The following is an 18468-nucleotide window of genomic DNA, read 5'->3' on the forward strand; positions in this document are numbered from 1 at the left end:
TTTCAGCGGTCAGCTGCGCAGATAGGTCAGGACGGCGAGCACCCGGCGGTGGCCGTCGGCCTCGGGCAGGTCGAGCTTGGTGAAGATGTTGCCGATGTGCTTGGCCACCGCGGCGTCGCTGACGCCGAGACTGCGGGCGATGGAAGGGTTGTTGTGGCCTTCGGCCATCTGCCCGAGCACCTCGCGTTCCCGGGTGGTCAGCCGCTCGAGCGGGCTCGTGGTGTGCCGGCGGTTCAGCAACTGTCGCACCACGTCGGGGTCGATGACGGTCTCGCCGGCCGCGACCCGGGAGACCGCGTCGGAGAAGTCGGCGATCTCGCCGACGCGGTCCTTGAGCAGGTAGCCGACCCCGGCCCGGCCGGACGGGCCGAGCAGTTCGGCGGCGTACGCGGTGGCCGCGTACTGCGAGAGCACGAGCACCGCCGCGCTGGGGTCGCCGGCGCGAAGGGTCACGGCGGCCCGCAGCCCTTCGTCGGTGAAACTGGGCGGCATGCGCACATCGGTGATGACCAGATCGGGCCGGTGCTCCCGGGCGGCCGCGATCATCGAGTCGCCGTCGCCGACCGCCGCGACCACGGCGTGGCCGAGTCCTTCGAGCAGGCTGACGAGGCCGGCCCGCATGAGCGCGGCGTCCTCGGCGAGCACTATGCGTAGAGACACGGCAGGTCGATCCGCACGGTGGTGGGTCCTCCTGGTGGGCTGATGATCTCCAGCCTGCCAGACACGACGGCCACCCGGTCGGCCAGCCCCCGCAGGCCTGTGCCCCCTGAGGGTTCGGCGCCGCCCGTGCCGTCATCGACGATGGTCAGGGCCAGGCGTTGCTCAGCGAGCCTGCCGCTGATCTGGATACGCGTGGCTGCAGCGTGCCGGATCGCGTTGGTCAGGCACTCCGAGACCACGAAGTAGGCGGTGGACTCGATCCCGGGCGGCAGCCGGCCGGGCACGTCGAGGTCGACCTCGACCGGGAGCGGACAGCGTTCGGCGAGTTCACGTACCGCCTCGGTCAGCCCGAGGTCGGTGAGGACCTGGGGATGAATGCCGCGGATCTGGTCCCGGAGGGTGGTCAGCGCCAGCCGGGCCTGTTCGTGCGCCTCACGGACCAGGTCGCCGACGCGCTCGTCGGCCTCGGCCAGATGCCGCTCGGCCAGGCCCAGCTTCATCGTCAGGAGCACCAGGTGTTGCTGGGCGCCGTCGTGCAGGTCTCGCTCGATCCGACGACGTTCGGCGTCGAAGGCGTTGACCAGCCGGCTGCGCGACTGGGCCAGTTCCTCCACCTGGCGGTGCATCTCGGTGCCGTTCGGTGCAAGCAGCCATCTGGTGAAGGCAGCCTGGGCGCCTGCGAGCACGCTGATGCCGTACAGGGTGACGATCGTTGCCGGCGCCCCGGCCAGACCGGCGACGGCACACGCCTGGCCGAAGGTCTCGACCGTCCAGGTGCCCACCTGGACGTGGGCTTCTGCGCCCAACGCGAGCAACAGCGGCAGCGTCAGCAGCAGGAGGCCGACGAAGAGGACGAGCAACGCGGCGAGGTCGAGGAGCGCCAGGACCGTGAGCAGGCATGCGCAGTAGCCCAGTTCGCGCCAGGTGGCCGACTCCGTCACCCGCAGCCGTACCCACGCCCAGCCGTTCACCGGAGCCGGGGCGTGCGGGTCAGGAACTGCGCGCGGCTCCATGAGGCCGAGTCGGTGGCGCTCCAGGGCTCCGATCGGTATACCGACGAGCAGGAGCAGTGGCGGAAAGAGCAGCAGCGGCAGGACGGCCAGCCAGGCGATCGAGCTGACCGCCACGCTGCTGACCACGAAGGCCAGGCTGCGCCAGGGCCACCCCGACCGGGCGAACCGGACGGGGCTCCCGGTCATCGCCTGCCACACGCTCGTCGCCACCGTCAGCCTGCCCCGATGACGCCGAGCAGTGCGGTGTCGGGCTGCAGCGCCGAGAATGTACTGGCCACCGTCATGAGCAGCAGCAGACCCGCGGTCAGGGCCGAGATGACACCCAGGGTGCTGTGCATGAATCTGGCGCTCGGGTCGCCGGTGATGCGCCGTCTCCAGAACCGGGCGCTCGCCAGACCGGTGGCCATCATCAGCGGGGCGCAGATCGCTGCCATGATCCAGTTGTATCGCGCGACCTCACCGAGCAGGACCGTCAGTGGGCTGGGACCGGCGGGCAGCCCTTCGCGCACCTCACCCAGAACCCGTGCGAGTTCGCCGTCGCCGGTGCCCTCGGGCAGCAGCGGCAGCAACGCGACCAGAGGCACGGCCGTGGCCTGGACGTTCACGATCAGCACACCCACGGCGAGCACGGTCAGTACCGTCGTGGCCGTGGCAGCTGCTGCGTACCAGGTCCGGGCGTACAGGTAGGTGCGCCACAGCGCGGTGCTGAGCAGGGCGAGGACTACGACGAGCGCCGCGCTGATCGCCACCTTGATCGCATGCCATTGGAACCAGTAGTCGACGAGCGTTGTGAAGTGGCCGTTCAGAGCCGGGGTTCCGCTTCGCCAGAACTCGACGAAGGCGTGCCCGAGGTCGTCCTGAAGGTAGGTCTCACTGTCGTACGCCCCGAAGTCAGGCCTCAGGAGGGCGGCGGGGGCGAGCATGAACGCCGCCACCAAGACCACGACGGCGGCCAGCAGCACCCCGATCCTGAACCTCGGATGCAGCCGTACAGTTTCACGTCCGGAACCTGCTGTGATCGGTCGAAATCGCATGACACGAAGGTAGGCAAGGGGCGCTGGGCGGGCGATGGCCTCCGGGATAGCCGGTCCGGGTGAGGCTGGGCCACCGCCGCGGTACAGCTAGCTCTACCTCAGCTCGTCCAAGGCACTCCCGAGACCTCAACCGTCTCGCCGGTGACTGCCGCCTGCTCCACGGCCAGGCTCACGGCGTGGTCGTGGCAGGCCTCGGCCAGGGGGTAGGGCGCCGGGCCCTCGCCGCGCCGCCAGGCGGCCATGGCCAGCATCTGCGTCAGGATGGCGATCTCCTCGTCCGGCAGGCGCAGCCCGACGAACGGGTTCTCCCACAGGAGCTGCCCGTCCAGGGCGATCCACTCGCTGTCGTAACCCTCCAGGTCCAGGTCGTACCCGCTCTGCCGGCGCAGCAGCGGTGAGGTGAGAACGCGCCCGTCCCAGCGGATCACGCTCTCGTCGTTGATCTCGCCGTGCGTGCCGCGGACGAGCAGCCGGCGCGAGCGCAGCCGGTTGTGCCACTGGTTGTCGGTGAAGTCGTACAGCCCCGAGCGCCCCGGCCCGAAGTCCAGGGTGGCGATCGTGGTGGTGGCCGGGTGCGGGCCCGGGTCTTTGCGCAGCCCCGCGCGGGTCATCGGGTCGAGCAACGGTGCGCTGGAGGTGGAGGCCCGCACCTGCACGTCGCCGAGTCCGGCCCCCAGGAAGGCCCGGATCAGGGCGATCGCGTGGTACTGGTGGGTGGAGGAGACGTGGACGGACGTCGGTGTCCCGATCAGCCCCCGCCGTGTGGCCTCCAAGCGGGCGGCATGCATCGGCATCAGCGGGTACTGCTCGGCGACCTGCACCAGTCCGCTGTCCCCGACCCGGTTCCACAGTTCCTTCAGCGCGGGAAGGTCGGGGGCCGGCGGGGTCTCACTGAGCACGGCGACGCCGGCTGCGACCACCTTTTCCAGCACCTCGGGGTTGGCGTCCCAGGTGACCGAGCTGATCACGAAAGCCGGATCCGTCTGGGCGATCATCTCGTCCACGGCGCCGAAGACGGGTACTTCCCAGCCCAGCCGGCGGGCCTTGTCGGGGCTGCGCGAGACCACCCCGGCCAGTTGCAGGGCGTCGGGCCGGAGCCGGGCCAGGCGAACGAAGAACGCCGCCCGCCATCCGGTGCCGACCACGCCGAAGCGGACGGGTGACTCTGGGCTCTGGCTCACAGTTAGCTCCTTCGAGAGAGGGCCCGACCGTAGTGAGGGTGGCATGCCGCTGCATCGGCCTGGGCGCAGGCCTCGCGCCGGCACTACGTTGCCGCGGAATACAGGCGTTCGACATCAACCAGCAGGATGCTGTTGTCGTTCGCGGCTGCGGCCTTCAACTCGTCGGTGAAGCCGGCCCCACCGTAGACCGTCAGTACCGTTTCGCTGGTGTCGAAACCTCTGGCCTGCAGTAGGTCACGAGCAGTGGCGAGACGGGCAACGTGATGACGCCCGATGACCTCCCCCCATTTGGTCTCACCCAACGACAGGACGCGGCGCGCTCGATTGCCCTCCGGCGCCGCCAGTGCGACCACGTCGATCTCGATCTGGGAGCGGTTGGCGGGGTCGTTGACCGTCGCGGATCCGACCTCGGAGGGCTGCTCGGTGAACAGGTCGTCTCCCGACTCAAGGGTGAAGGCCCGGCTGAGGGACTCGAAGTGTGGGCCGACCACCTGGGTGAGGAAGGTCTGCCGGGTGCTGGCCCAGACCCGCTCGGCCCGGTGGATCTCCAGTTCTGCCCAGCGCTTACGCATGATCGCTTCGTAGAAGGTGATGAGCGGCTCGACGATGCGGTAGCGGGACCGGCCGGGACGGAACAGGTCCGGTTCGCGGGCGATCAGCGCGCAGTCCTCCAGCACGTTCAGCGGATGCGTGATCTGGTCCGACTTGCGGCCGATGAAGCCGGCGATCCCGCCGTTGGTGTTGTTTCCCGAAGCGATTGCGGCGAGCACCGAGTGGTAGAGAGCGGGATCGCGGATGGCAGCCTCTTCGGCCAGCAGGTAGCGCGCCTCCCGGAACAAAGGCGTCTGAGGGTTCAGGACGGTTCGGATCACCCAGGCATCAAAATCCTCGGTCGACGCAGGGACGTCCCCTCGGGTGAACTCGTAGCGGTAGGCGGGCGTGCCTCCGGTGACGGCATGGACCAGAACGGCCAGCCGGGGATCGGTGATCCCCCAGAACTGCGCGGCCTCGCGGTAGCGGAACGGTTGCACGACGAGTTCGAGGCTGGACCGCCCGCGCAGTGGAGCCTGGCCTGACAGGAGGCCGCCCATGACTGACATCGCCGAGCCGCACAGCACCAGGCGCACCGAACTCGAGCGGCCGCTGCCGCCCGGGCCCAGTTCACGCTGAATGATCGACGGGAGTGCCGGGGAGGCCTTGGTCAAGAAGGGGAATTCGTCGATGACGACCACCGTCGGCCGCCCCTTCAGGCTCCGGAACATGTGCGCTATGGCGTCATTCCAGTCCCGGAAGGGCTCGGCGATGAATTGCTGGGTGTGTCTGGCCAGGGCTTCGGAGAACAGGCGGAGGGACTCGGCCTCGGTGGCCTCGGTGGCCGCGAAGTACAACCCGTCGGACTGTTCGACGACGGCTTGCAGCAGGAAGCTCTTACCTTGCCGGCGCCGACCGCTCACCACGCCCAAGGATGCAGCGTTCTGGGTCACGGCCAGGGGACTGTCGGCGAAGGAGACCAGGCCCTGCCACTCACGGGCCCGGCCGAAGATCTGGGGCGGCTTGTTCACGACAACCTCTTCAAGTTACAGAAGTATAGTTCCCAGAAGTATACCTCTGTGAGGGGATCGACCGGCCCTCAGTCCGTACCGAGCATCACTCAGCCCGCAGCTCGGCCGGATCGGTGCTGCGCCGCAGCAGCGGCAGGGTGAGCAGGATCAGCAGCAGAACGACCAGCAGGGTGCCGAAGCTGGCCGCCGCCAGGCCGCCCCAGGGCACGCCCACCTCGAACTCGGCGCCGTTGTTGCCGACGGTGGTGCCCAGCGCGCCTCGAGCCGCGAAGATGCCTGCTGCCGTGGCCGCCAGCACCGCGGGCACCAGGGGAGCCATCGACTCGATCACGGTGGCCCGGGCCAGCACCGAGCGTGGGACGCCCACGGCGGCGAGGCTGGCCAGCATGCGCCGGCGGGTCAGCACGCTCTCCACGCAGCCGACCAGCAGACCGGCCGCAGTGATCAGCGCACCCACCGCGAAGCCCAGGTCGACCAGAGCCAGAGCGCCGCGGTAGAACGAGCCGTTGGTCCGGAACAGTGCCTCGTCCCGCTCGACGCCGGCCAGGAGGTTGGCCCCGAAGCCCTGGGTGAAGGCCCACAGCAGCACCACCAGCAGCAGGGCGGCGTTGGTGCGCGCACTCTGGCTGGGGGAGGCCAGCAGCCGGCGCCCGGCGATCAGCAGGCTGGGCCGCTCGCCGAAGCGCACCAGCAGCCGGCCGATGGCTGCGGCCAGAGCAGTGGTGCTCATCAGCAGGCCGATGCCGGTGACCAGGAACAGGACCAGGAAGAGCAGACCGATCCCGGCCGCGGCACCGTCATCCAGGCCCAGGGCGTCGACAACGGTGGAGAAGCTGGCCAGCGCCAGCGTTCCCCCGGCGAACAGCAGCAATGCCATGAAGCGGCTGGGGCGGTGCTGCTCGCGGTGGACCACCCCGAACGGTGAGAACGTGACCCCGCGCAGCGCGTAGACCGCGAAAAACGTTGCCAGGAGCGGAATGACCACCACGACCAGGACGAGCACGGGGGTGGGGGGCAGGACATCGGTGGGGAAGCGCAGCGCCGGGCCGGTGTACTCGCGTTCGGTGTAGCCGTCCTGCTCCCGCAGCCGGTAGGTGGCGGTGACCGGATTGCCCAGGAGCACCCGCAGGACGAAGAACGCGCCGGTTCCCAGGGCCGCCCCCAGAACGGCGGCCAGCCCGGTCTCGGCGGCAGCGATGCGCACCACGTCGAACGGCGTGCCGCCCTGCATCCGAACGGCCGCAAGCCGGCGGTCGCGGGCCGGGGCCCCGATCCGCGAACACTGGCCGACGAAGCCCAGAATCGGCACGCACAGCAGCAGGAAGGCGATCACGATGCCCGGGTGCAGGCCGGGCTGGTTGAGCAGGTCGCTGGTGTAGGGCCCGTCGCCGTGACCGGCGGCCGCCACCGTGGCCGCGGCCAGCAGGGACATGGTGCCCAGGGCCGCACCCACCGCGGTCAGGACGATCCGGGTGCCGTCGTCGCGGCCGCCCTTGCCGGCCAGCCACAGCACCGTCCGCCAGGACATCCTGCCGTCGCGACGGGGCGAGGTGCTCATCGAAGACCACCCGCAGCAGTTCCCGGCGTGTACGGGTCGCCCTCGAGCCGGCCGTCCGGGCCCTCGACGAGTCCGTCCCGCACCACCACCTCGCGGTCGGCGTAGGCGGCCACCTTGGCATCGTGGGTCACGATCAGCACGGTGGTTCCGACCGACTTGGCCACGTGCACCATCTGCGCCATCACGGCCTCCCCGTTCACACTGTCCAGGGCGCCGGTGGGCTCGTCGGCGAACAGCACCCTCGGCCCGGTGACCAGCGAGCGCGCAGTGGCCACCCGCTGGGCCTGACCTCCCGACATCTGCCCGGGCCGCTTGCCTGCCAGCTCCTGCACCCCCAGCCGCTCCAGCCAGGACGAGGCGGTTCGCATCGCCTCGCGGCGGCGGGCTCCGGCCAGCAGCAGAGGAAGGGCGACGTTCTCGACGGCGGTGAGCTCGGGCACCAGCTGGCCGAACTGGAAGAGCACGCCGAAATCGGTGCGGCGCAACCGGGAACGCTCGGAGTCCGAGGCGGTGTCCAGCCGTTTCCCGGCGAAGTGGACCTCACCGGAGTCCGGTCGCAGGATGCCCGAAAGGCACAGCAGCAGAGTGGACTTGCCGGAGCCGGAGGCCCCGGTGACGGCGATGACCTCACCCCGGTCGGCGGCGAACGAAATTCCCCGCAGGGCCGGGGAAGCCCCGTACGACTTGACCACCGCCCGGCAGCTCAGCAGTGGGTTCATGAGTTGATCTCCTTGTCCAGAAGTGAGACCCGGGTCAGGGCGTTGTCCATCCACCGCAGGTCGGCGTTCAGGTGCTCGATGGCGTAGTCGGCCTCCAGCACCATCACCAGGCTGCTGGCCGGGTTGGTCTTGACCTGCGTGTACTCGCGCATGCGCTGCAGGTGCGCGGCCCGCTGCCGGCGCAGGTAGCCGCGCGCGCCGTCCTGGCCGGCGGTGAGCAGGAAGAGCGTCACCTTGATGGCCAGGGGGTTGGAGACGAACGGGCTGGGCGGTTCCACTTCCTGCAGCCAGGCGGCCAGTTCGTCCTGCCCGGACTCGGTGAGCGTGTACGTGGTGCGGTCGGGCCCGGCGACCCGCTCGGGCTCGCCCGCCACGACCAGCCCGTCGCGGGCCAGGCGGGCCAGCGTGGCGTAGACCTGGGCGCTGGCCAGCGGCCGGGCCGCCGGAAATCGCACGTCGTACGAGCGTTTGAGCTCGTAGCCGTGCTGTTCCCCGGCCGTCAGCAGGCCGAGCATGACGTATTTCAGCGAGGACACAGAGGAACTATAAACCGAGTTGCTAGTCGGATGGCTACCCCCGGCGGGGCCGGAGCGGTTTCGTGCTGCACCTGAGAGTGACTCTCAGTTGCATAGTCATATTGCAATGTTTGCATGTATCTGGTCCACTTCTCTTGGGCCCACTCCCGGGCCGCAGCGGCCGAAGGGTCGCCGAACGAGAGGAACGGGCCTGATGAGCGTCATCGACACGCATGCCGAGCACTCGGTCACCGAGCACCGTCACGGTGCCGACTGCGGGCACGAGGCCGTCCAGCACGGCGACCACGTGGACTACCTACACGGCACGCACCGTCACGCCGAGCACGACGGCCACTATGACGAGCACGAGTCGCCGGCCGAGCACAGCACTGACGACCATACCCATGGCGGCGACTGCGGTCACGCGTCGGTCGAGCACGGCGACCACGTCGACTACGTGCACGACGGCCACCGTCACGCCGTTCACGGGGATCACTACGACGAACACTGAGGCCGCGTCCGGTGAACGAGACGGCCCGACGGCTGCCTCGTTCACCGGGCCGCTCACTCCTCCAGGACGTGGGCGACGGCGTCGGCGATCACGTGCGTGACGTGGGTGTCGGCGATCTCGTAGGTGACTTCCTTGCCGCTGCGTTCGGCGGTGACCAGGCCGCCCTGCCGCAGGGAGCGCAGGTGCTGGGAGACCAGGGGCTGGGACATGTCGGTCAGGTCGGCCAGTTCGCCCACGGTGCGGGGCCGGTCGCCGATCAGGCGCAGCAGCCTCAGTCTCGACTCGTGCCCGAGGATCTTGAACAACTGGGCGGCCTCGGCCAGCCCTGGTTCCGCCTGCACCACAGTCACTCCAGCGTCCACATAAACAGTTTGCAATACGTTGAACTGTACCCGGTGGCGCCGGTGCGGACCTCGGTCGATCGCATTGAGAATGATTCCCAGTAAGCTACTGTGGCGTCAATGATCGATCCGACCGCCCGGAAGGCCCGCGATGAGCAGTGACCATGGCCCGGTGAGCGACCCGTACGCGGCCACCGCCGGCGCCTACGACCTTTTCAATGCGGCCGCCCGGGCCGGGCAGATGGATGCCTTGCGGGCGTGGCTGCCCCTGGTCGGACCACGAACGGGGCCGGTGCTGGATGTGGGAGCCGGTTCCGGCCTGAACGTGGCCGAGGTTCTGGAGCGGGTTCCCGGGGTCGAGGTGCTGGCTCTGGAGCCCAGCGCGGCCATGCGCTCCCTGCTCCTGACCCGAATCGCGGCCCGGCCGGACTGGTATTCCCGGGTCACGGTGCGGCCGGAGGACTTCTTCTCGGCGCCCTTGCCGCAGCAGATCGGTGGCGCGGTGTTGCTCGGCGTGCTGGGGCATTTCGACCCGGGGGAGCGGCTGGCCCTGCTGGCCGAACTGGCTGACCGGCTGCCGGTGGGCGGGGCCGCGCTGATCGATCTCCAGGCTCCGGAAAGCCCGCGGCGCATCGAGCCGTTCGAGTTCACGGCCGCGTCCGTGGGGCAGCTGACCTACAAGGTCATCGGCGAGGCCTGGCCGCACGAGGGTGAGGTGATGCGCTGGCGCATGAGCTATCTCACGCTCGAGGGTGAGCGGGTGCTGGTCGAGGAGACCACCGAGCACCGGTACCGGCATCCGGCCGTTAATGACGTCGTTCAGGAGGCCACGTCGGTGGGGCTGGCGCTGGAGCGGCTTGGGCAGAGCACCTTCTGGATGCTGAGAAAGGTGCAGGCGTGAAGGTTCTGGTGGACGAGGACCGGTGCGTCGGCGCCGGGCAGTGCGTGCGGTGGGCGCCGGAGCAGTTCGATCAGGACGAGGAGACCGGGCTGGTCCGGCCGGTCGCCGACCTGATCGACGGCGATCTGAAGGGGGTCGGCGGGGCGGTGAAGGCCTGTCCCTCAGGGGCCATCCGCTTCCAGGACTGAGCCGGGCAGAATGAGAAGGGGCCGGTGGGCGATCACCGGCCCCTTCTCACTTCGCTCACAGCGTTCCTTCATCCACCTCGATCCCCGCGGCCTCGACGAGCCGGGCCAGCGCGGCCAGGGTCGGGGTGGCGAACAGGTCCCGGGCCGAGATCGGGACGGCGAACCGCTCACGCACCGCGGCCACGAGTCTCAGTGCGGCCAGGCTGTCGCCCCCGGCAGCGAAGAAGCCCTGTTCCGGGTCGACCTCACGGTTACCGGTGGCTTCGATCCACAGCGAGCTCAGGGCCTTTTCGATCTCCGACAATGGACGCCCGTGAGCGCCTTCGGAGGCGTCGGTGGCTTCCGCGAGGGTCAGGAGAGCGGCCCGGTCGACCTTGCCGTTGGGAGTGAGTGGCACCCGCTCGACGAAGCTGATGCGAGACGGAACAGCGTGCGCCGGCAGCACTGCCTGCAACGCCTGGCGGATGGACTGGCTGTCTCCGGACGGGCATTCCAGCACAGCATGCAAGGTGCGCCGGTTACGCGGCCCGGGGGCAACTACCACCGCTCGCTCGACCCCGGCCAGGCTTTCCAGTGCGGCCTCCACCTCGCCGAGCTCGAGACGGTGCCCGTTGACCTTGACCTGATGATCGGCGCGCCCCAGGAACTCCAACGTCCCATCGGCCCAGAACCGACCCAAGTCGCCGGTGCGATACCAACGCTCGCCCGCTACGTCTACAAATCGCTCTGCTGTACGCACCGGATCGCCGAGATACCCGCGGGCCACCCCGCGTCCCCCGATCCACAACTCACCGGCAACGCTGTCGGGGGCATCCCGCCCGGCCGGGTCGACCACTCGGTAACGCTGCCCAGACAGGGCAGATCCGTAGGGAACGGACGTCCAGTGCGACGGGATCTCGGCCACGTCGTAGGCGTTGGACCAGATCGCCGCTTCGGTGGCCCCACCCAGAGCGACCAGGTGAGCCGTACCGCGGCTTGCCGTGAGCAGTTTCCCGGCCAGGTCCAGGCCGACCCAGTCGCCCGAGACCAGGGCCAGGCGGAAGGTGTCGGGCAGGTCACCCTCGGCCAGAAGCAGGTCCAGCAGTGCAGGAACGGTGTTCCACAACGTCACGCCGTGCTGGTGCACGTGATTCAGCCAGCGGGCCGGATCGCGGCGTTCCTCCTCGCTGGGCAGCACCAGTGTGCCGCCGGTGCCCAGCACGCCGAAGATGTCGAACACCGACAGATCGAACTCGAGGGCGGAAAGACCGAGCACGCGGTCGTTCTGGCCGATCTGATAGCGGGAGACGATGTCCCGGCAGGTGTTCGCGGCTGCGTCGTGCGTGATCTCCACACCCTTGGGTTCGCCGGTGGAGCCCGAGGTGAAGATGACGTAGGCCAGGTCGCCCGGAGCCGCCTGCACCGGAGCCCGGCGCGAGGCACCGGCCAGATCGGCCGGGTCGATGCGGGGTGGGGCGGTCGGCGCGGCCTCGTCTGTGACCACGTAGTCGGTTCTGGCGAAGAGCATCTCACGTCGCACGGCTGGTGCGGTGCGGCTGACCGGTACATAGGCCGCCCCTGCGGCCAGTACTCCCAGGGCGGCGGTCACCTGGCCCGGGCCCTTGGGCAGGCTCACGGCCACCAGATCGCCCCGCCGGACACCGTTCTGGGCGAGCAGGCCGGCCCAGCGTTCGATGTCGGCCCGTAGTTCACCGAAGGACGTGGTAGGCGCGCCTGGTTCGTCGGCGGCCACCAGTGCGCAACGATCGGGATGACGGGCAGCCTGCTCCAGGATCTGGGTGAGCAGGGTGGCTGGCGGGCCGCCGTCACCGGTGGCCGAAACAAGCTCGCGCACTTGACGTTGCGCCGGTGGAAGAAGATCGGGCTCATCGTCCCAGTCGTGGTCGGCCAGCCAGGTGAGCAGCCGCAGGTACGCCTGGAACATCTCCTCGACCACACCATCGGCCAGCACCCCCTGCGCCGAGTCCCAGGTGATCTGCAGCCCGCCTCGCGAGGGCAGAACCTGGTTGTCCAGGCAGACCTGCGGCGACTGGGACAGGCCCCAGACCGGCTGCGGAAAGCCCTCCGAGCGGTCCATGCTGACCTGTTCGCCAACCCCGACCGCACTGGTGAAGACCACCGGCACGGGCTGGCCGTCACCGCTGGTGGAGGCCAGACGGCGCAGCAGCCACGAGGCCGGGACTTCACTGTGATCCAGGTCCTCACCGGTGCGAAGGTGAACCGCCCGCACGGCCTCGGCGAAGCTCGTGCCTGCCTCCCTTTCGTAGCCGGCTGGGGCCAGGGAGGTGAAGTCGCCCACCGCCAGGTCGATCTGCGGATGGACCGGGCGGCGCTCGAAGCGGGTGAGGGTGACTGTGACGCCGGTACTGCCGCTCCAGTGGGCCAGGACCTCTCCATAGGCCGCGAACAGGACCGATGGTGCAGTGACCTTCAGAGCGCGGGCCCGGTTCTGCAGCGCTGCCCAGACGTTCGGCGCAAGGAGGTGCTGGCGGCGTTCGAAGACCGGGACGTCGATGGGGTGCGGCGCCCGGGGCAAGGCAGGGGCCGGTGGCAGCTCGGCCAGGCGGTTCTCCCAGTGCCGCAGGTGTTCCGGGTGCGGTTCGCGGTCGGTGTGCGCCAGCACGTAGTCGCGGAACGAGGGCCCGACCGGCCCGAGGTCCGCCTCCGGATCCTGGTAGAGACGGTCCAGTTCGGTCAGCACCCGCATGATCGACAAGGCGTCCAGCACGATGTAGTCGTAGCCCAGGCCCAGCCGGGTGCGGACCTGCCCGTCCTGGTGGTAGCGCACCGCCTCGATCTCCACCAGCGGCCCACGGGCCAGATCGACCACACGGTGCGACATCCGCGATCGCAGTGCGGCCAGAACCGGCGTCGCGTCGGTGCCCGGGGGCATGTCGTGCACCGCGATCCGGGTCGGCGCGGGGTTTTCGTTCACCCGCTGCCGGCCGTCGACGAGGACCGCGCGGAGCATGTCGTGACGGGCCTGGACGATGTCCCAGGCCCTCTGCATCCGGCCGAGATCCACTTCAGGGCCGTCGAACTCGTTGTACTGCCAGGTGCCCACGCCGCCCAGAGGGAGTTCCGGACTGCGTCCGATCAGATAGGCCTTTTGGACGTCGGTGAGCGGGAAAGGCGCGAAGCGGCCAGTGGGGTCGCTGGTCAGGGTGGTGGACGCGGGTGCGGCCGGGGTGCCCAGGGACAGTTGCGCGCACAGGTCGGCCAGTTTCGGGTGGCTGAAGACGGCGCCCAGACCGGTGCCGCGCACGCCCGCCTGGTTCAGGGCCACGAGCAGGCGGGTGGCCAGGAGGGAGTCGCCGCCCAGGGCGAAGAAGTCGTCCTCGCGGCTGATCTGGTCCGCGCCGAGGAGAGTGCGCCAGGCCTGGGCCACGACCCGCTCCACGTCGGTGCGGGGCGGCTCTCCTGCCGCGGAGGTCGGGGTCTCGTGGGCGGCCAGCAGCAGGGAACGTACTGCGGCCCGGTCGATCTTGCCGTTGCGGGTCAGTGGCAGCGCCTCGGCGGTGACGAACCAGGCGCACCACATGTGCGGGGGCAGGTGTTCGCGCAGCCAGTTGCTCAGTTCGCCGAAACCCGGCCGGTCCGCGACCACCAGCGCCGCCAGTTGCACGCCCGGACCGGTGCCGATCGCCTGCACCGAGGCGGCCTCCACATCGGGATGGGCGGTGAGCACGACCTCGATCTCACCCAGCTCGATCCGGTGCCCACTGACCTTGACCTGGTGATCGGCGCGACCGGCGAACTCCAGCGCTCCGTCGGCCCGGACCACCGCCAGGTCGCCCGTGCGATACCACCGGCGCCCTTCGGCCTCGACAAATCGTTCGGCCGTGCGCTCCGGATCGCTGCGGTAGCCACGGGCCAGGCCGGCACCGCCCATCCAGAGCTCACCCACCACGTCCTGCGGCCGGTCCCGCCCGTCGGCGTCGACCACGCGGCAGGCCACGCCGTCGAGCGGCAACCCCCAGGGCAGGCTCGGACTGGCCGGATCGATCTCGTCACCGGGCCGCACCTCGAACACCGTCGAGTGGATGGCGGCCTCGGTCATGCCACCCAGTGCGGCGAACCGGGCGGCCGGGGCCAGTGTGTGCAGGCGGCCCGGCAGGTCACCGGTCACCCGGTCGCCGCCCAGCAGGACGGTGCGCAGCGGGAATCCCGTGGGGCCGGCGTTTTCGGCGGTACGCAGCAGCAGGTCGAAGATCGGCGGCACGGTGTTCCAGACGGTGACCCGGTGCCGGGTCACGGCCGCGTACCAGGCCACCGGGTCGGCCCGGTGCTCCTGGGGCAGCACCACCAGCGTGCCTCCGGCCGAGAGCAGGCCGAACACGTCGTAGACGGAAAGGTCGAACTCCAGCGCCGACAGTGTCAGGACACGGTCGTCCGGGCCGATGCCGAAGCGTTCGTTGATCGCGTCGATGGTGTTGGCGGCCGCCGCGTGCGAGATCTCCACCCCCTTGGGCTCGCCGGTGGAGCCCGAGGTGAACAGGACGTAGGCGATGTCGTCGGCCGAGGCCAGGTCGGCACCGATCGGGCTGGGGGCGGCCTTGGTGGGCACGAACAGAGGCCGGGCCCCGGCCGGCTGGACGAGCCCGGCGTGGGCCGGGTCGGTCAGCGCCACAACGGCCCCCGAGGCCCGATGGATGCGGGCCCGGCGGGTGGCCGGCTGGTCGATGCCGACCGGCACGTAGGTACAGCCGGCCAGCAGCACCCCCAGAGCAGCCACAACCTGCTGCGGTCCCTTGGGCAGGGTGATGACGACGCTGTCGCCCGGCCCCACCCCGGCCTCGGCCAGTTCGCGCGCGGTCAGGGCGGCCAGGTCGTGCAGCTCGGCGTAGCTGAGCACCTCGTTGCCGAAGAGCAGAGCGGGCCAGTGCGGATCACGGCGTACCTGTTCCAGGAAGCCGGCCTGCAGCAGACGCGGACGATGAGCGCGGGCGGTCGCGTCCAGCGCTTGCCGGGCCTGCACCTGTTGCTGGGGAAGGTGCGCAGCGCCCGGGCGCTCCCAGGCCGCCGGGTCCACGGCCAGCGCGGTGACCAGCCGCTGGTAGGCGTCGAAGGCGGCCCGGGCCGGCTCTTCGCGCAGCGCGTCCAGCCGCACGTCCCAGTTCAGCAGGAGCCCGCCGTCGTGCTCGGTGACCTGGGCGTCCAGCCACACCTGCGGGCCCTGCGAGACCGTCCACACCGGCGAGCCGAAACATGAGCGCACCTGCGGGCCGTAGATCTCACCCAGGCCCACGGCGCTGGTGTACACGACCGGCGCCAGCACCGTGCCTCCGCGCAACCGGGCCAGGTCGCGCAACACCTCCACGCCACCGTAGCTGCCGTGCGCGACCGCCGCGTGCAGGTCGGTGCGCACCTGGCGGGCCCGGTCGGCGAAGCTCAGGCGGCCTGAGACATCCACCGCCAGCAGGACGGACGAGGAGAAGTCACCGAGCAGACTGTCCACGTCGGCCACGATCGGGCGCCGGTTGAACAGGGGCAGGTTCAGCAGGAACTCGGGCTGCTCGCACCAGATGCCGATGCTTTCGGCGAAGGCCGTTGCCAAGGCCGCGGCCAAGGTGACGCCGTGGGCTGCCGCTGCCCGGTTCAGTGCCGCGGCGGTCGTCGGACTGGCCCAGTGGTGCAGCCGCACACTGCGCGCCGCAGTGCCGGGGGCACCGGCCTCGGGCAGAAGCGGGAGCATCGGGGCGCCGGGCAGGTCGGGGGCGCGCTCGGCCCACCAGGCTCGGTCTTCGGCCCGGCGCTCGTCCGGTGCGGCCGAAAGATACTGCCGATAGGTGGATCCGGGAGCCGGGGCAGCCCACTCCGGATCGGCGTAGGCCCGGGCCAGATCGGCCACCAGCACGCGCAGGCTGAGCGCATCGGCGGCAATCATCTCCAGATCCACGTGCAGCCGGGTGGCGCCGTGCGGCAGCAGGCTCAACTGGAGATCGAGAACCTGACCCTCGTCCACGGCCATCCGCCGGTGGGTCAGGCGCTCGCGGGTCTGCTCCAGGGTTCGCTGCAGTTCGTCCAGGCCCAGGGCGCGCAGGTCGTGCACGGTGACGTCGGCCTGCTCGGCGGTGGACGCGGGTGCCGTCCACTGCCGGCCTTCCGGAGTGATCCGCATCCGCAACATGTCGTGTCGGGCCACGATCCGGCGAAGGGCACCGCGCAACCGGCCCGGATCGACGCCGTGCCCGTCCAGTTCCACGTAGAAGTGCGCGGCCACCCCGCCGAAGGGCTGCCCGTCCTGCCGGCCCACCCAGTAGGCGTGCTGCAAAGTGGCCAGCTCGAAAGGTTCCCCGTCGGTCGGCTCGGCGGGCTTGGGCGGAACCGGTCGGGGCGCGGCAGCGGCCGAGCGGGACAGGGCCTGGCGCCAGCCGGCCGGGGTGGGGTTCTCGACCAGGTCGGCGAAGCCCACCTCGAACCCCGCCCGGCGCCAGCGGCCGGTGAGCCGGATCACGGTCAGAGAGTCGAGGCCGAGCTCGAAGAGGTCGCTCTGCTCGTCGAACTCGGACGGGTCGAGCTGCAGCGCGGCAGCCAGGTCGGCGATCGGGTCGGGCTGGACGGTCACGGGTTTCCCTTCGGTGGTCATCGGGCCAGCCGGGCCCGGAGCGCCTGTTTGTCGACCTTGCCGACGGGCGTCAGGGGCATGGCATCGATGCTGTGGACTCGCTGCGGTGCCTTGTAGGCGGCCAGTCCGCGCTCGCGCAGATGGGTGGCCAGGGCGCGGACCGTGGGGGCGGGGCCGTCGTGGACGAGTACGGCCACGGCGGCCTCGCCCCAGTCCGGGTCCGGTAGTCCGACGATCGCGGCCGCCTTCACCCCGTCGAGGTCGAGCAGGTGCTCCTCCACCTCGACGGCCGCGTACTTCTCACCTGCGCGGTTGATCTGGTCCTTCACCCGGCCGACGACGACCACGGGCCCGGAGGGCAGTCGGCGGACCTCGTCGCCGGTGCGGTAGAAGCCCTCGGAAGTGAAGGCCGGGTCGGCGGCCGGGGCGTTGTAGTAGCTGCGCAGGGTGTAGGGCCCGCGCACGAGAAGCTCACCGGTCTCGGCCGGTTCGGTGGTGCCGGGCCGGACGATGAGCAGTTCGTCGTCCTCGCAACCGGGCCGGCCCTGCGTGGTGGCGACGATCTCGGGGTCGTCGTCGAGCGCGGTGTAGCAGATCAGCCCCTCGGCCATGCCGTAGACCTGCTGGATCGTGACCCCCAGGGCCGGTCCGGCCCGGCGGGCCAGCTCGTCGGGCAGCCGGGCCCCGCCGACCTGGACCACCTGCAGGGTGGCCAGTGCCTCACGGCGGGTCTCGGCCTCGGTGAGCCAATGGGGGACGAGGGCCGGCGTCAGGGCGGTGTGGGTCACCTTCTCGGTGGCGATCAGGTGGAAAGCCGTGGCTGGGCCGGGATCGGGCGCCAGCACGACGGTGCCGCCGACGGAGAGGGCACCCAGGATGCCGGGGCAGGCCAGGGTGAAGTTGAAGCCGGCCGGGAGCACTGCGAGATAGACCGTGCCGGAGTTCATTGCGGCTGCGCGCACGCCGAGCCGGGCGTTGAGGTCGTAGTCGGTGTGGCTGCGGGGAATCAGCTTGGGCCGGCCGGTGGTGCCGCCGGAGATCAGCAGCAGCGCGAGGTCACCGGCGGCCGGGCCGTGCGGGTCGTCCGGGTCGGGCTCGTCCACCGGGACCAGGCGTGCGCCCGTGGGATGGCTGAGGCCGGCAAACGCAGGGGTGGCGGACAGCGCCGGAGCGAGCCGGCAGAGCTCGGAAAATGCAGTGCCCCCGGACTCACCCGGCTCGCCGACGACCACCACCTCGGGAACCGCCATCCCTCTCCTGCCCAGTTCGGCCCCGACCTCGACGGCCATGGTCCGGAAGTCGAACCGGCCCTGGCGCTCGCCCACCACCAGTGCAGCTGCCCCGGAAGCAGCGGCCAGGTGGACGATCTCGTCACGACGGTGGGCCGGCATGGCATGCACCGGCACGGCGCCCAGGCGTTGCAGGCCGAACCACACCTGCAGGAACTCCACCTGGTTGGGCAGCTGGACCACCACCCGGTCGCCGCGCCCGACCCCGAGCCGCGCGAACCCGGCGGCGACGCGGTCGGCGCTCTTGTCCAGCTCCTGGTAGGTGAGCCGTTGCCGTGGATCGACCACGGCGACGGTATCTGGCCAGAGCCGGGCCCAGCGTCGCAGTGATCCGCTGAAAGTAACGGTTCGCCAATGTTTTACATAGTGCTGCGGGATTGTCAAGAAATCGGTCCCCGTCCGGTTCATCCCCGTTCCCCTCTGGCGCG

At 70.3% G+C, this 18468-nt stretch carries 14 protein-coding genes; 3 read left to right on the top strand and 11 right to left on the bottom strand.

All coding sequences use genetic code 11. The features are described from left to right. Positions 1-9: 9 nt before the first annotated feature. The 8 genes from LWF15_RS21105 to LWF15_RS21140 all read right to left on the bottom strand — a co-directional run bounded on the left by LWF15_RS21105 (position 10) and on the right by LWF15_RS21140 (position 8242). Entirely contained in the window at positions 10-660 is a 651-nt protein-coding gene (locus LWF15_RS21105; protein WP_232812598.1) for a response regulator, read from the bottom strand. Then, complete coding sequence (locus tag LWF15_RS21110; protein ID WP_232812599.1) at positions 645-1859, bottom strand: sensor histidine kinase; 1215 nt, start codon at positions 1857-1859, stop codon at positions 645-647. The genes LWF15_RS21105 and LWF15_RS21110 overlap by 16 nt, the downstream gene beginning before the upstream one ends. Positions 1860-1885: 26 nt before the next feature. Continuing rightward, positions 1886-2635: a hypothetical protein gene (locus LWF15_RS21115; protein WP_232812600.1), complete on the bottom strand. Its 750-nt coding sequence runs from the start codon at positions 2633-2635 to the stop codon at positions 1886-1888. 170 nt (positions 2636-2805) lie between these two features. After that, positions 2806-3888, bottom strand: a complete 1083-nt coding sequence (locus LWF15_RS21120) for a Gfo/Idh/MocA family protein (protein ID WP_232812601.1) — start codon at positions 3886-3888, stop codon at positions 2806-2808. 83 nt (positions 3889-3971) lie between these two features. Beyond that, the gene (locus tag LWF15_RS21125) at positions 3972-5450 is read right to left on the bottom strand and encodes an AAA family ATPase (protein WP_232812602.1); all 1479 of its coding nucleotides are present in this window, start codon (positions 5448-5450) and stop codon (positions 3972-3974) included. A gap of 85 nt (positions 5451-5535) precedes the next feature. Next, positions 5536-7008 (bottom strand): FtsX-like permease family protein, encoded by a 1473-nt coding sequence (locus LWF15_RS21130; protein ID WP_232812603.1) that lies wholly within the window; start codon positions 7006-7008, stop codon positions 5536-5538. Continuing rightward, on the bottom strand, positions 7005-7727 hold the full coding sequence (locus tag LWF15_RS21135) for an ABC transporter ATP-binding protein (protein WP_232812604.1): 723 nt from the start codon (positions 7725-7727) through the stop codon (positions 7005-7007). Before LWF15_RS21135 ends, LWF15_RS21130 begins: the two co-directional genes overlap by 4 nt. After that, the gene (locus LWF15_RS21140) at positions 7724-8242 is read right to left on the bottom strand and encodes a PadR family transcriptional regulator (RefSeq protein ID WP_352396598.1); all 519 of its coding nucleotides are present in this window, start codon (positions 8240-8242) and stop codon (positions 7724-7726) included. The genes LWF15_RS21135 and LWF15_RS21140 overlap by 4 nt, the downstream gene beginning before the upstream one ends. 214 nt (positions 8243-8456) lie before the next feature. On the opposite strand from LWF15_RS21140, the gene LWF15_RS21145 reads away from it, so the two are divergent. Next, entirely contained in the window at positions 8457-8753 is a 297-nt protein-coding gene (locus LWF15_RS21145; protein ID WP_232812606.1) for a hypothetical protein, read from the top strand. Positions 8754-8806: 53 nt separating this feature from the next. On the opposite strand, the gene LWF15_RS21150 is transcribed toward LWF15_RS21145, so the two are convergent. Continuing rightward, on the bottom strand, positions 8807-9115 hold the full coding sequence (locus LWF15_RS21150; RefSeq protein WP_232812607.1) for an ArsR/SmtB family transcription factor: 309 nt from the start codon (positions 9113-9115) through the stop codon (positions 8807-8809). 151 nt (positions 9116-9266) lie between these two features. Here LWF15_RS21150 and LWF15_RS21155 point away from each other — a divergent pair, with 151 nt between their 5' ends. Both LWF15_RS21155 and LWF15_RS21160 read left to right on the top strand, forming a co-directional pair. Beyond that, the gene (locus LWF15_RS21155; protein ID WP_232812608.1) at positions 9267-9995 is read left to right on the top strand and encodes a class I SAM-dependent methyltransferase; all 729 of its coding nucleotides are present in this window, start codon (positions 9267-9269) and stop codon (positions 9993-9995) included. After that, on the top strand, positions 9992-10183 hold the full coding sequence (locus LWF15_RS21160) for a ferredoxin (RefSeq protein ID WP_232812609.1): 192 nt from the start codon (positions 9992-9994) through the stop codon (positions 10181-10183). Before LWF15_RS21155 ends, LWF15_RS21160 begins: the two co-directional genes overlap by 4 nt. A 55-nt stretch (positions 10184-10238) precedes the next feature. Here the strand turns inward: LWF15_RS21160 and LWF15_RS21165 are convergent, their stop codons facing one another. Further along, a complete protein-coding gene (locus LWF15_RS21165; protein WP_232812610.1) occupies positions 10239-16751 on the bottom strand; it encodes a non-ribosomal peptide synthetase in 6513 nt (2170 codons plus the stop codon). A gap of 17 nt (positions 16752-16768) precedes the next feature. Next, the gene (locus tag LWF15_RS21170; protein ID WP_269810564.1) at positions 16769-18448 is read right to left on the bottom strand and encodes a (2,3-dihydroxybenzoyl)adenylate synthase; all 1680 of its coding nucleotides are present in this window, start codon (positions 18446-18448) and stop codon (positions 16769-16771) included. Between the last annotated feature and the right edge of the window lie 20 nt (positions 18449-18468).

Source organism: Kineosporia rhizophila (assembly GCF_021277265.1).
Lineage (GTDB): Bacteria > Actinomycetota > Actinomycetes > Actinomycetales > Kineosporiaceae > Kineosporia > Kineosporia rhizophila.

Excerpts from the sequence above, each read along its gene's own strand:
- LWF15_RS21110 (WP_232812599.1), bottom strand. The coding sequence starts at position 1,859 with ATGACCGGGAGCCCCGTCCGGTTCGCCCGGTCGGGGTGGCCCTGGCGC.
- LWF15_RS21130 (WP_232812603.1), bottom strand. The coding sequence starts at position 7,008 with ATGAGCACCTCGCCCCGTCGCGACGGCAGGATGTCCTGGCGGACGGTG.
- LWF15_RS21135 (WP_232812604.1), bottom strand. The coding sequence starts at position 7,727 with ATGAACCCACTGCTGAGCTGCCGGGCGGTGGTCAAGTCGTACGGGGCT.
- LWF15_RS21140 (WP_352396598.1), bottom strand. The coding sequence starts at position 8,242 with ATGCTCGGCCTGCTGACGGCCGGGGAACAGCACGGCTACGAGCTCAAA.
- LWF15_RS21145 (WP_232812606.1), top strand. The coding sequence starts at position 8,457 with ATGAGCGTCATCGACACGCATGCCGAGCACTCGGTCACCGAGCACCGT.
- LWF15_RS21170 (WP_269810564.1), bottom strand. The coding sequence starts at position 18,448 with ATGAACCGGACGGGGACCGATTTCTTGACAATCCCGCAGCACTATGTA.